Raw genomic sequence first — 13025 nt, 5'->3', positions numbered from 1 at the left:
TAAGTCCACTATGGAGATCTGGTGGCCGGCCAGTTCAGTTCGAGCCCGAGGAGCGGATCGGCATCACCGTGCTCAGCCCCGGCAGCCGCTCGGTGAGCACCTGCAACGCCACACGCGCCTGGGACCGGGCTGCCGCCGCGCCCACGCAGGTATGCACCCCGGCCCCGAACGCGAAGTGCCGTACCGGCCTGCGGGTCACGTCGAAGCGCCCGGCGTCGGGGTAGCGCTCCTCGTCCCGGTTCGCGGACGCGAACACCACCAGGACGTCCGCCCCCTGCGGAATGCCCACGCCGGCGATCGTGGCGGGGCGGGTGGCCCGGCGGAACATGGTGGGGATCGGCGTCTCGAACCGCAGCACCTCCTCGATCGCCCCGGCGATCAGCTCCGGCCGGTGGGCGAGCGAGCCCCACTGCTCCGGGTGGCCGGCCAGCAGCCTCAGGGCGCTGCCGATGAGGGCCGCGGTGGTGATGTGCGCCGCGCCGAAGGTGTTGCTGATCGTCGTGACCACCTCCGCCTCCTGAGCTGCCGTCAGGGGTCCGTCGCCGTCCGCCAGGGCGGCCGTGACGTCACTGATCAGGTCACCGTTCGGGGCCGTGCGGCGCCGGTGCGCGTACCGTGCGACGAGCCGCTTGAACGCGACGAACTCCTGGGCGGCGGCCACCTCGTCGGCCTCGGTCAGGTCGGCGCTGCCCAGCCGGAACGACGACTCGCTGCCGTCCCGCACGATCGGCAGGTCGTCCGGCGCGAAGCCGAACATCGCGGCCGCCGTCCGCAGCGGCAGCGGCTTCGCGAATCGCGTGACGAGGTCGGCGCCGCCGGCCCCGGCGAACCCGTCCACGAGGGCCTCGGCCCGCGCCCGCACCTCCGGCTCCAGGCCTTTGACCCGCCCGGGTGCGGTCAGATGTCTCGTGTACGGCAACCGCAGCCGGCGATGCACCTCGCCGTCGGAGGTGACATGGTCGGGCGGCTGCGGAAACCCCTCGACCAGCACGGTCAGCGTCGCCGGGTGCAGCGGCCGGAGGGGCCGCAGGCTGTTGACCGAGGAGAAACCTGTCCAGTCCTTGAGCACCGCCTCGACATCGCCGAACCGGGTCACCACCCAGGCGTCGATCCGCGGCGAGTAGAACACCGGCTCCCGGCGGCGCGCCTCGGCGTAGAAAGGGTACGGATCCTCGGCGTGCGCACCGAGCGGGTCGTAGCTCTCCGCGAGTTCACTGACCACCTGACGCGCTCCTCGAGTCGGCTGCCCGACTGTCGAGAATGGACTGTGACGGGGGCGCCGGGCAACAGTTCGCCGATTCCGTCGCGGATGTTGCCGATTCCGTCGCGGAAGCGAACGACGGCCGAGGGTGAAGGTGTTTTACTTGCCGGAAACCACTCGGCTCGGGGGTGTCGATGAGGAGCAGCAGGACCGGCACCGCCACTGACGTGCGCATCGCGATCCGGACCGCGCCATGAGCAACCCGGCGAAGGAGTTCGGTGTCTTCCTCCCGATCGGCAACGGCGGCTGGATGATCTCCCGATCGGCGCCACATCCCGAGGCGACCTACGCCTACAACCGCCGGGTGGCGCTCGACGCCGAGGCGATCGGGCTCGACTTCATCATGTCGATGGCGAAATGGAAGGGCTTCGGCGGCAGCACCGACCACTGGGGCCGCACGCTCGAGTCGATGACGATGATGTCGGCCCTGGCCGAGGCGACCAGCACCGTCGACATCTGGGCCACCGTGCACGCGAACGTCTTCCATCCCGCGCTCGCCGCCAAGATGTTCACCACCCTGCAGGAGGTCTCGGGCGGCCGGGCCGGGATGAACGTCGTCAACGGCTCCTACGCCGCCGAGTTCGCCCAGATGGGCCTCTGGGATCCGGAGCTGTCGCACGACGAGCGCTACCGGATGACGGAGGAGTGGATGGTCGCGGTGATCCGGCTCTGGACCGAGGACGCGGTGACGATGAAGGGGGACTTCTTCACTCTCCAGGAGTGCGAATCACGCCCGCATCCCTCGAAGCGGCCGACCCTGATCAGCGCCGGGCGGTCGGAGAGGGGCCGCGAGTTCCAGGCCCGGTACGCCGACGGCGCCTTCCTGAGCGCCGACAACCTCGACCAGATGCGCGACTATTCCCGCTCGGTCCACGACCGGGCCGCCGACTTCGGGCGCACGGTCAAGACCTACTCGATGCTCACCGTCGTCATGGACGAGACCGATGCCGCCGCGGCGGACAAGGCGGCCCGTTACGCCGAGGGCCTCGACAAGGTCGCCCTGGCCGGCATGCGCGCGTCGTGGGGCATCCCCCTCGACGCGGCCCGCGACTGGGCCGAGGGCGCCACCGGGGAACAGGCGTTCCAGACGGCCTACGTGACCGGCCGCCCGGAGACGGTCACCGAGCGCATCGAGCAGATCATGACGACCGCCGAGCTCGACGGCCTGATGCTGATCTTCCCGGACTATCACGCCGACGTCATCCCGTTCGGCGAGTCGGTCCTGCCCGCCCTGCGCCGGAGTCTCGCCTGACAACCGGCTGATCACGGCCGTGCCGAGAGCGACGAGCCGCGGTGTCTTCTCGCCGGTGCCGGATGACGACCTCACCTGTCGTCTCCCGAGCCGGGGCCCGGGGCGCCGGTCAGGACGCGTAGCGCTTCTCGGCGCGGGCGCGGGCCTTCGCGGCCTCGACCTCGCGGTCCTTGGGCGGCGCGGTCGTCACCAGGCCGTCCAGCAGCGCCTGGGTCGCCGCCGCGATCGCCGCCACCGCCTCATCGAAAACGGCCTGATTCGCCTGTGAGGGGCGGGTCGCGCCGGCGACTTTCCGGACGTACTGCAACGCCGCGGCCTGTACCTCGTCCGGCGTCGCCGGCGGTTCGAAGTTGTGCAGCTGGTGGATGTTCCGGCACACGTTCGGCTCCTTCGCGGTGACCAGGTGGTGTGAGGAATCTATGCCATGCCCGGCCGTCCGGCGGCGTACACCGGGCAGCCGGCTCACCGTATCTGTTATGTGACCTTTTATAGGCTCATTCAATTCCCGGTACGCCGATGTCGGATCTGCGCCCGGGAGTCGATGATCGGGGACCATGAAAGTGCTCCCAGTCGTTATCGGAAAAGGATCTACGGCGGTTTCGGTCGATGACCATGAATGGTCGGATCATCCGCCACGGATGATTTATGGATCAGCGTCAGGCAAGCCAGGCTACTTCTTGCGCAATTCAGTAAAACGCGTCGTAGATCCGTCAACTTCCGAGACGCGCGGGGGTTGTGGGCTCACTGCCTACGCGGGGATCGTGTGGAGTTGCGCGGACAGCCGACGGCGACGGGGACCGGCGGCACCACGCGTCCCGGGCGGCGACGAGGGGGCCGGTCCGGGTCGCTGTCTGCCCCTCCACCTGGCATGAAGCGATAGGGGAGCCTCACTCGGACCGCGGCGGCGCGGGCGTTCACGCCTGCCCCGTGGGCCCTGAGGGCCGGCCCTGCTCGATCACGAGGGCGACGGATCGACGGCGCGGTGGCACCACTGCCGGCAGCCGGATCCGCTCGACAAACAGAAAGGTGAGCGTCGATGTCCAATTCCACGACCAATGGCACCATGCCCGCCCGCACCAACCGCTCGGACGCCACCTTCCAGCCGCGAGCGCACGTCCAGAACGCGTTGGCGCCCGGGACGATCGACCTTCCCTCTCTGGTGCCGCTCATGTATGCGCTCATGCTCCGCAACATCGCCAGTGAGGGTTTCACCTTCAGCGACCCGCAGGCGCCCGGAGACATTTCCAGGAATTCCAAGCCGGGTTGCGTCATCGCGGCTCCCTCCTTCCCGGCCGAGACTCCCGGCATCGACGAGGACTACGTCTTCAACTGGGTACGCGACGGCGCGATCACCGCCATGGAGGTCGCCAGGTCGAACCTGCCGGCACGGCCGGGCGGGGTGGTCCCGGTCCTCAACGACTACGTTCAGTTCGCCGACCTCTGCTACTCCAACGCACATCCGACCAAGGGCCACGCGTGCTTCACCATCGCGGGGGAGTCCCGGGCGTGGACGGAGCAGAACGACGGGCCGGCCCTGCAGACGGTCACGATCCTGACGGCTTTCGACCGGCTGGACCCCGGCACTCAGAAGATCGCCGCGGCCCTCGTCAACGCGAACGTCGCCTTCCTGCTGACCGCGTACGAGGAGCCCACGACCAATCTGTGGGAGGAACACATCGGCTACAGCTTCTTCGCCCGCGCCGCCCAGCTGCGCTGCTTCGAGGAGGTGCTGGCCACGCCGATCGCCGGGATCGACAAGCCGGACGCGCTCCGGCCGGCCGCGGCCCGGTTGCGTGAGGCGCTCGACAGCCACTGGGACGGCAGCAAGTACATCAGCGTGATGGCGATCCCCGGTGGTGGCGGTCCGCCGACGCCGCAGCGCCCGGCGACCGGCGGGTACGACCCGAACATCGACATCGTCCAGGCGTGCCTGTACGGGGCGGTGCCCTGCACCGACACCAGGATGCTGGCCACCGCCGCCCAGTTGCGTTCCCAGTGGGAGGAGGGCGGCGCCGCCTTCTATCCCATCAACAAGGCCGACCGGGAGCTGGGCCTCGGGCCGCTCTTCGGCAGGTACCCCGCCGACGTGTACGACGGCGACACCGCCCACCCCGTGCTCGGCGGCCATCCCTGGGCCCTGTCCACGTGCAACGTGGCGGAGCTGCACTACCGGCTCGCGGCGCAGATCAGGTCGTCGGGGCGGATCCCGCTCGACGACCTGTCCGCCCCGTTCTTCGCCCAGTCCGCCGTCGTCGCGTCCACAGCGGCCGGTGACGCGGCCGACGCCCTGATCGCGACCGGGGACGCCATGATGCAGGCCGTCGTGTGTCACAGCGACAACTTCGAGCTCTCCGAGCAGTTCGACGGCACGACCGGCTACCGGCGCAGCGTCAACAACCTGACCTGGAGTTACGCCTCCTACCTGTCGGCCATGCGGGCCCGCGCGACCGCTGTCTGATCGGGATGGACGCCGTACTCGAACCGATCCGCACGCGCCGGCTCCGCGGCGGAACTGCCGAGAGGGGACCGCTTCCATGTACGTGAAATTCCCTGAGGGTGCCGCGATCCGCGCCGACCAGGACACCGACGCCGCAGCCGCCGCCGAGGTGGTCTACGACGTGGTGATCGTCGGCGCCGGTATCGCGGGGTCCATCATCGCCGCCCGGCTGAGCGAGGCCGGCAAACGGGTGCTGGTCCTCGAGGCCGGCCCGGGTGAGGACCTCACCCTGCGCCGGTACGAGGGCTATCTGGACCGCTTCTACTCCGCGGCGTCGAAGGACAACCAGTCGCCGTACCCGTACTCCCGGAACGCACCGATGCCGCGCGGGCCCGACGTGCGGCGGATCTCGCCCGGATCCCCGGACTCGTCGGGCTACATCGTGCAGAGCGGGCCGTTCGCCAGTGACACGACCTACACGCGGGTGCTCGGCGGCACGACGATGCACTGGGAGGGCAAGACGCCGCGGATGCTGCCCGAGGACTTCCGGATGCGCTCGCTGTACGGCGAGGGCGTCGACTGGCCACTGACGTACGACGACCTCGCTCCCTTCTACAACGAGGCCGAGCGGGAGATCGGCGTGTCGGCCGACGTCGAGGACCAGTCCTTCCTGGGCATCTCCTTCGACGAGCGGTACGTGTTCCCGATGAAGGGCCTGCCGCTCTCCTATCTCGACAAGATGGTCGCCAAGGACGTGGACGGCATGCCGATCGAGCTCGACGGCGAGCAGCGGCACCTACGGGTCCGGCCGTTCCCGCAGGGCCGCAACGGCATACCGAACCCCGCCTACGACGACGGCAAGGGCTTTGTCCCGCAGGGTGCGGTCAGCACCTATCAGGTCGAGGTCGGCGAGCGCTGCCAGGGCAACAACAACTGTGTCCCGATCTGCCCGGTGCAGGCCAAGTACAACGCCGGCAAGACGTTGACCCGGGCCCTGCAGACCGGCCGGGTGGACCTGATCGCCCAGGCCGTGGCGTACAAGGTGCACATCGACAACGAGACCGGCCGGGTCCGCGAGATCGAGTACCGCCGCTACAAGCGCCCCGACAGCAACTCCTGGACCACGGTCCGGGCCCGCGGCCGGATGTACGTGCTGGCCGCCAACGCGGTCGAGAACCCCCGGCTGATGCTGGCCTCCGGGCTGCCCGGCTCCAGCGGCCTGATGGGGCGCAACTTCATGGACCACGCGTACCTGCTGGCCTGGGCGCTGCTGCCGGAGGTGGCCGGCACCTTCCGGGGCACGGTCTGCACCGGCGGCATCTCCGACCTGCGCGGCGGCCGGTTCCGGCGTACCCAGGCCGCTTTCGCCGTCGACATCCACAACGACGGCTGGGGCTGGGCGCGCGGCGCGCCGATGACCGACCTGGCCGACCTGGTAGACAACGGTGGCCGCTACGGCGAGGACCTCCGCCAGGGGCTGGTCGACCGCGTGTCGCGCCAGCTGCAACTGGCGTTCATGGTCGAGGTCCCGGCCAGTCCCAGCAACCGCGTCAGCGTCGACCCGTCGTACACCGATCAGCTCGGCAACATGCGCCCGATCCTCACGTACACCCTGCCCGACTACACCATGCGCGGCGTCGCCTACGCGCGTCAGCTGTCCCGGCGGATCTTCGCGCGGCTCGGCGCCGAGGACCACACGAGCTACGACCCGAACTTCTGGGGCTATGCCACGTACGAGGGGCAGGGCTACGAGGTGCGCGGCGGCAACCACCTGGCCGGGACGCACATGATGGGCACCGACCCGTCGTCCTCGGTCGTCGACGCCGACCAGCGGTCGTGGGACCACCGGAACCTGTACCTGGTCGGCGGCGGGAGCCTGCCGACCGTCGGGACGTCGAACGTCACCCTCACCATCGCCGCGCTCTGCCTGCGCAGCGCCCGCGCCATGCTCGCCCAGCTCGACGGGGAGCGGGCGCCCGTCACGGTCGCCACGCAGCCGCAACCCGAGGAGGTCGGACCGTGATCGATGCGACGATCAACAGCCGCGAGGAACTGATCAGCTACCTGGACGCCGCGCTGGCCCTGGAGCACGCCACGATCCCGGTCTATCTCACCGCCTACTACTCGATCCACCCCACGACCAACTCCGACGCGGCCCACATCATCCGGGTGACGGCGGTCGAGGAGATGCTGCACCTCACGCTGGTGGCCAATGTCCTGAACGCCATCGGCGGAAGTCCCAGCCTGATCCGCCCGGGCTTCGTGCCGAGCTATCCCACCTATCTGCCCGACGGCGAGAACGACTTCACCGTCGACCTGCGGCCGTTCTCCCCGGAGGCGGTGGAGACCTTCTGCAAGATCGAGCGGCCCCGTAAGGCTCCGGAGGGCGACTCCCGCCTGGTGTCGACGGGGGCGAGCGAACCGCTGCTGGCGGCGAGCCCGACCGCCGAGGGCTTCCGCTTCTACAGCATAGGCGAGTTCTACGAGGAGATCATCGAGGGTCTCGGCCGGCTGGCCGCCGAGGATCCGAAACTGTTCTGCGGGGACGACTCCCGCCAGGTCGGGCCCGAGTACTTCTACTCCGGTGGCGGCGACGTGATCCAGGTGCACGACCTGGCATCGGCCTGCCGGGCCCTGAGTCTCATCGCCGAGCAGGGCGAGGGCCTGGACGCGGGGGTGTACGACTCCGGCGGCGAGCTGGCCCACTACTACCGCTTCCGGCAACTGCAGTTCGGCCGCTACTACCAGAAGGGCGACAAGGGCGACGCGCCGTCCGGGCCGGAGCTCGACATCGACTGGGACGAGGTCTTCAAGGTCAAGGTGAGCGCCAAGATGTCCGACTACCCGGCGGGCTCCGAGCTGGCCGCCGCCGCGGCGGACTTCAACACCGAGTACGGCACGTTCCTCGCCCTGCTGACCAGGTCGTTCAACGGAGAGCCGGACCGGCTGGTGGAAGCGATCTGGTACATGTTCCGGCTCCGCGACGGCTTCAACCGGCTGATGCGGAACCCGCTTCCCGGCAGTGACGGCCTGAACGCCGCACCGACCTTCGAGATCACCGTCCCCGACGAGGTGGTCCTGTGACCGCGCCGTCGCTCGACGACTTCCTCGCCCTCTCGGTCGACCTCACCGCCTTCCCGGAGACCGACCTGCGCGGCACGGGCCTGGCCGGGAAGTACCTGGCGAAGGTCCGCGCCGCCTGCGGCGATGCCGTGGTCACCGCACTGTTCGCCGCCCACCAGGCGGCCCGGGCCGAGGCCGCGGGCGACCCGGCCGGCTTCGATCGCGCGCTGCGGCACCGGGTCTTCAGCGACGACTGCCGGGGCCCGGTGGCCCGCAACGTGATCAAGCTCTGGTACGCGGGGACGTGGTACGCGCTGCCACCGGAGTGGACCGACGAGTTCGGGGCCCGGCCGGCCGCCGAGACCTCCACGGTCACCGCCGCCTCCTACCAGGAGGGCCTGTTGTGGCCGGCCATCGGAGCCAACCCGCCGGGCGCGAAGGCCCCCGGCTACGGGTCCTGGGCCGAGCCGCCCCGCATCGACGACCGCTACCTGAAAGGCGAGAGAAGATGACGAAGCTGGGTGAGCGACTCAGCCCGGACAGGGTGAAACTGGGGGTCAACTGCACCCTGTGGTGGAACGACGACTTCCCCTCCATCGACGCGGGCATCTCTTTCGGGCAGGCCGTGAGCGAGATGGCGCTGGCCGGCTTCCAGGGCTGCAGCATCGGCCACAAGTACCCGTCGGACCCGGCGGTCCTCAAGGCCGCCCTCGACCTGCGCGGGCTCCAGGTCTCCGAACCGTGGACCAGCACCTACTTCACGATCGGCCGGATGTACCAGAAGACGGTCGACAGCTTCGAGGAGACGCTGGCGCACATCCGGGCGCTGGGCGGCACCGAGCTGGTGGTGGCCGAGTTCGGAGCCTCGTCGCACCTGCTCCCGATCGACGTGTTCGCCAACCGCCCGGTCTTCACCGACGCCCAGTGGGACGCGCTGACGTCCGGGCTGGAGACGCTCGGCAAGATCGCCCAGTCGGCCGGGATGAGGCTGAGCTACCACCACCACATGGGCACCGGCGTGATGACCCGCGCCGAGGTCGACCGCCTGATGGCCTCGACCAGCCCGGAGCTGGTCTCCCTGCTGCTCGACACCGCGCACCTCGCCTTCGCCGGCGACGACCCGCTGGACCTGGCCCGGGCGTACGCCGATCGCATCGGGCACGTCCATCTCAAGAGCATCAGGCCCGAGGTCGTGAGCCGGGTCCGGGACGAGGGCCTGTCGTTCCAGCGGGCCGTCGAGCTGGGCGTCTTCACCGTGCCCGGGGACGGTGCCATCGACTTCCGGCCGATCCTCGAGGTGCTCGCCGACGCCGATTACCGGGGGTGGCTGGTCGTGGAGGCCGAGCAGGACCCGAACATCGCGAACCCGCTCGAGTACGCCAAGCGGGCCCGCGCCTATCTCACCGACGTCCTGGGCTGGTGACGCCACCATGAGCGCACCCTCCCGGCGAGAGCTCTTCTTCAGCTTCTTCATGTTCACGGCGGACCTGAGGCCGGACGACACCGATTACGCCCAGATCCTCGTCAACCATCTCAAGGTCCTGACCGAGATGGGGTACGACGGTTTCGACGTGCACATCGCGGACCGGGCGGCGAGCGTCGACCATCAGCTCGAGGTCAGCGCCTATGTCCAGCTGAAGAAGGTGTTCGACGAGGCCGGCCTGGCCGACGCGAAGTTCACCACCAACGTGGGGACCACCCGGACCTTCGACATCACGTCCCCGTACGAGGAGCAACGCCGGCAGGCCCTGTCCTATCTCAAGTCCCGTGTGGACATCACCGAGGTACTGGGCGGCGCGTCGATCATGTCCGGGCCGTTCCTCTATCCCTACGGCGCCTTCCCGCTGACCGACGGGGGCGAGCCGATCTGGAGCGACGACCTGCAGGACTGGATGAAGCCGCGCTTCCGGGCCGCGCGCCCCGTCTACCAGGAGCTGGCGGAGTACGCCGCCACGAAAGGGGTGAAGCTCGCCATCGAGCCGGTCAAGAGCTGGGAGACGCCGCCACCCAACCTGGTCTCGGAGGTGCTGGACTTCCTCGACGAGGGGGAGGGCCTGCCGGGCGGCGTGACCGTCGACACCGCCCAGGTCGTGATGGAGAGCCAGGGGCCGGCGGTGTTCAAGCGCAACGTGGCCCGGGCGGCGCAGCGGGACCGGCTCCTCTACGTCCATCTCTCCGCGCCCGACCGTGGTGCGGTGCGCGACAGCTGGATCCCCTGGGACCTCGTGCTGGACGAGATCGAACCCGTCTACCGCGGGCCGTACCTGATCGAGGTGTTCAACGCGATCCCGCCGTTCGCCGCGTCCATGCGGATGGCGCGCCGGCGCTTCTGGCGGCCCGGCCAGGACGATCCGCAGCCGGGCCGTGACAGCGCCTACGACATCGCCGCCGCCGCGCTGGAGACGGTGCGCCGGCAGCTCGATTCCCGCACCCGATCCCGATGACGGGGAGATCGCCGATGTCAGCTCGACTGCCGGACCCCATAACAATGGTCGCGAGACGAACAGGAAACGTCCGGGTCCACACCTTCGTCTCGGCGTTCACCGACGACAACATCGCCAACGCGACGCACATCATCGAGAGCCGGAACTCGCTCGTTCTGATCGACGGGCAATTCCTCGCCCCGTACGCGGAGAAGTTCAGAGAATACGCGGACAGTCTCGGGAAGCCGATCGCACGGCTCTACCTCTCGCATCGCCACCCGGATCACTGGTTCGGGGTGGGGACGGCATTCGGGGACGTTCCGATCCATGCCCTGGTGGAGACGAGAGATTTCATCAGGGAGCACGGGGAGGACTCGAAGAACGACCACGAGAAGAAGCTCGGCGACCTCGGCCCGCGGCGGATAGTCGTACCCCAGGAGATCGTCGAGCCGGGCGAGGAGACCGTCGACGGGGTCGGCTACGTCTTCGACCGGGTGACCGACACCGAGATAGATGTCGCCCTCACCGTGGCGGTTCCCGAGGCGGGAGTGCTCGCCGCCCAGGATCTGATCTACAGCGGCACGCATCTCTACCTGACCGCGCACCTGGAGGAATGGACCAGGGTCCTGGAGACGATGCTGGTGTCGGACTACGAGTTGTTCCTGCCGGGCCACGGGCTTCCCGCCGACAAGAACGAGGTCGCCCGGAACATCGAATACCTCGCCGCCGCCGGTCAGGCCATCGCCGGCGGACTGACCGGGAAGTCATTCAAGGACTTCATGATCCAGCGATATCCCGAACGCAGGTGTCCGGGCATCTTCGACATATACCTGCCCCGCTTGTTCGACGGTGCGGGTGATTACTGAAAGCCACGTCGCTTGCGATCGAGTACGGAGGGCTTCGAACCATGGATGCGCAATACACGGTAGGGCAGTATCTGGTCGACAGGCTACGACAGTTGGGTCTGGGGCATCTGTTCTCCATCGCGGGCGACTACTCCATCGAATGGGTGAACCGGTACGTCGAGCAGAGTCAGATCGAGGTCATCGAGGAGGTGAACGAGCTCAACGCCGGCTTCGCGGCCGACGGATACGCCCGGATCAGGGGGATCGGCGCGCTCTGCGTCACGTACTCCGCGGGCGCCCTGTCCGCCGTCAACGCGATCGCGGGCGCCTATGTGGAGAAGGTGCCGGTCGTTCTGATCAACGGCACCCCGAGCATCAAGAGAACGCTCGCGTTCGAGCAGACCGGCTTCAGCTCGCACCACTTCATCAGCGGCCGCCAGACGGACATGCAGGCCTTCGAGCACCTGACCGTCGCGGCGGTACGGGTCGACAACCCCGACCTCGCGCCCATGATGATCGATTACGCGCTGACCCAGTGCATCACCGAGAAGCGGCCCGTCTACATCGAGCTGCTCGAGGACATGGTCGACCTGAGCTGCCAGCAGCCGGTCGGATCGCTGAAACCGGCCCGGGTCATGTCGGACCCGGCCAATGTGGAGGAGTCGGTCGCGCAGCTCAACCGGCGGCTGGAGAGCGCCGCCAAGCCGCTGATCTGGGTGGGCATCGAGGTCGACCGGATGGGACTGCACGAGAAGGCGACGAGCCTGATCCACCAGCTGAACATCCCCTACGTCTCCCAGTTGCTGAGCAAGGCCGTCCTGTCCGAGGACGACACGCTGTTCGCGGGGGTGTTCGACGGTCAGGCCTCCACGCCCGCCGTCAAGGACTTCGCCGAGGACGCCGACTTCATCCTGGCCCTCGGGGTCTGGCTGACCGACCTCAACACCCTGGGCTGGGACACCGACCTCGACAAGACCGCGTTCGTCTCGCTCGACACCGTCAAGTACGGCACGTTCTTCAGCCCGCAGGTCTCCCTGGAACATCTGATCGACGGGTTGCTGGCCGGCAAGGTCACGCGGGACAACCTGAAATGGCCGCAGGCCCCGGCGCACGGCGTGGCGCCGGTGGCCTCCTCCGAGGCGGCGATCACCTACCAGGGGTTCTACGAGGTCATCCCGCAGTACATCGACGAATACACCATCGTGGGCAGCGACGCGAGCCTGAACTACTTCGGGAGCCTGCTGCTGAAGGTGCCCTCCGCGGGTGGCTTCGTCGCGCAGTCGTCCTACTCGGCCATCGGCTACATCGGCCCGGCCGCGACCGGGATCTGCCTGGCGAACAACAACGACAAGAGGGTGATGGTCTTCGCCGGGGACGGCGGCTTCCAGATGAGCGCCCAATGCCTGTCGACGCAGACCCGCTTCGGCCTGAACCCGATCATCTTCGTGATCAACAACGGCGTCTACGGCGTGGAGCAGTGGCTGGCCGACGCGTCGGTCTTCACCAGCAACCGGCCGTTCTACAAGTCCTGCGTCCTGCACCCGTGGAACTACAGCGCGCTGGCCGGCGTCTTCGGCTGCCAGGGCTGGAAGGTCAGCACGTACGGCGAGTTGCGGAACGCCGTGAACGCCGCGCTGGAGAACTCCACCACCCCCACGCTCATCGAGGTCGTGGTGGCCAACAAGTCCATTCCCGACAACGCGGGATGGAAGAAGCGGTAGCGCATCACCCCGAGACGGAAGGA

General features: G+C 68.6%; 11 protein-coding genes. 9 read left to right on the top strand and 2 right to left on the bottom strand.

What is annotated here, in order from left to right; genetic code table 11:
• Nucleotides 1-34: 34 nt before the first annotated feature.
• A complete protein-coding gene (locus tag Acy02nite_RS14250) occupies nucleotides 35-1222 on the bottom strand; it encodes a cytochrome P450 (RefSeq protein ID WP_203740728.1) in 1188 nt (395 codons plus the stop codon).
• Between the two features lie 232 nt (nucleotides 1223-1454).
• Here Acy02nite_RS14250 and Acy02nite_RS14245 point away from each other — a divergent pair, with 232 nt between their 5' ends.
• The gene (locus Acy02nite_RS14245) at nucleotides 1455-2513 is read left to right on the top strand and encodes an LLM class flavin-dependent oxidoreductase (protein ID WP_203740727.1); all 1059 of its coding nucleotides are present in this window, start codon (nucleotides 1455-1457) and stop codon (nucleotides 2511-2513) included.
• Between the two features lie 109 nt (nucleotides 2514-2622).
• On the opposite strand, the gene Acy02nite_RS14240 is transcribed toward Acy02nite_RS14245, so the two are convergent.
• A complete protein-coding gene (locus Acy02nite_RS14240) occupies nucleotides 2623-2892 on the bottom strand; it encodes a DUF2277 domain-containing protein (RefSeq protein ID WP_203740726.1) in 270 nt (89 codons plus the stop codon).
• A 657-nt stretch (nucleotides 2893-3549) separates the two neighbouring features.
• On the opposite strand from Acy02nite_RS14240, the gene Acy02nite_RS14235 reads away from it, so the two are divergent.
• The 8 genes from Acy02nite_RS14235 (at nucleotide 3550) to Acy02nite_RS14200 (ending at nucleotide 13002) form a co-directional block, all read left to right on the top strand.
• Nucleotides 3550-4971 (top strand): glycoside hydrolase family 15 protein, encoded by a 1422-nt coding sequence (locus Acy02nite_RS14235; protein WP_203740725.1) that lies wholly within the window; start codon nucleotides 3550-3552, stop codon nucleotides 4969-4971.
• Between the two features lie 76 nt (nucleotides 4972-5047).
• A complete protein-coding gene (locus tag Acy02nite_RS14230) occupies nucleotides 5048-6973 on the top strand; it encodes a GMC family oxidoreductase (RefSeq protein WP_203740724.1) in 1926 nt (641 codons plus the stop codon).
• Complete coding sequence (locus Acy02nite_RS14225; RefSeq protein WP_203740723.1) at nucleotides 6970-8034, top strand: ferritin-like domain-containing protein; 1065 nt, start codon at nucleotides 6970-6972, stop codon at nucleotides 8032-8034. Before Acy02nite_RS14230 ends, Acy02nite_RS14225 begins: the two co-directional genes overlap by 4 nt.
• A complete protein-coding gene (locus tag Acy02nite_RS14220; protein ID WP_203740722.1) occupies nucleotides 8031-8525 on the top strand; it encodes a hypothetical protein in 495 nt (164 codons plus the stop codon). The genes Acy02nite_RS14225 and Acy02nite_RS14220 overlap by 4 nt, the downstream gene beginning before the upstream one ends.
• On the top strand, nucleotides 8522-9436 hold the full coding sequence (iolE, locus tag Acy02nite_RS14215) for a myo-inosose-2 dehydratase (RefSeq protein ID WP_203740721.1): 915 nt from the start codon (nucleotides 8522-8524) through the stop codon (nucleotides 9434-9436). Before Acy02nite_RS14220 ends, iolE begins: the two co-directional genes overlap by 4 nt.
• Nucleotides 9437-9443: 7 nt before the next feature.
• Entirely contained in the window at nucleotides 9444-10457 is a 1014-nt protein-coding gene (locus Acy02nite_RS14210; RefSeq protein ID WP_203740719.1) for a sugar phosphate isomerase/epimerase family protein, read from the top strand.
• Between the two features lie 14 nt (nucleotides 10458-10471).
• On the top strand, nucleotides 10472-11302 hold the full coding sequence (locus Acy02nite_RS14205; RefSeq protein ID WP_203740717.1) for an MBL fold metallo-hydrolase: 831 nt from the start codon (nucleotides 10472-10474) through the stop codon (nucleotides 11300-11302).
• Nucleotides 11303-11343: 41 nt separating this feature from the next.
• Nucleotides 11344-13002: an alpha-keto acid decarboxylase family protein gene (locus Acy02nite_RS14200; protein WP_203740715.1), complete on the top strand. Its 1659-nt coding sequence runs from the start codon at nucleotides 11344-11346 to the stop codon at nucleotides 13000-13002.
• Nucleotides 13003-13025: the final 23 nt, after the last annotated feature.

The sequence above is a fragment of the Actinoplanes cyaneus genome (assembly GCF_016862095.1).
Lineage (GTDB): Bacteria > Actinomycetota > Actinomycetes > Mycobacteriales > Micromonosporaceae > Actinoplanes > Actinoplanes cyaneus.
Note: the sequence above shows the minus strand (reverse complement) of the source record. Positions and strands in the feature narration are given on the sequence as shown.

What these genes read in the sequence shown, in the direction of transcription:
- Acy02nite_RS14245 (WP_203740727.1), top strand. Translation starts at nt 1,455, where the DNA reads ATGAGCAACCCGGCGAAGGAGTTCGGTGTCTTCCTCCCGATCGGCAAC.
- Acy02nite_RS14235 (WP_203740725.1), top strand. Translation starts at nt 3,550, where the DNA reads ATGTCCAATTCCACGACCAATGGCACCATGCCCGCCCGCACCAACCGC.
- Acy02nite_RS14230 (WP_203740724.1), top strand. Translation starts at nt 5,048, where the DNA reads ATGTACGTGAAATTCCCTGAGGGTGCCGCGATCCGCGCCGACCAGGAC.
- iolE (WP_203740721.1), top strand. Translation starts at nt 8,522, where the DNA reads ATGACGAAGCTGGGTGAGCGACTCAGCCCGGACAGGGTGAAACTGGGG.
- Acy02nite_RS14210 (WP_203740719.1), top strand. Translation starts at nt 9,444, where the DNA reads ATGAGCGCACCCTCCCGGCGAGAGCTCTTCTTCAGCTTCTTCATGTTC.
- Acy02nite_RS14205 (WP_203740717.1), top strand. Translation starts at nt 10,472, where the DNA reads ATGTCAGCTCGACTGCCGGACCCCATAACAATGGTCGCGAGACGAACA.
- Acy02nite_RS14200 (WP_203740715.1), top strand. Translation starts at nt 11,344, where the DNA reads ATGGATGCGCAATACACGGTAGGGCAGTATCTGGTCGACAGGCTACGA.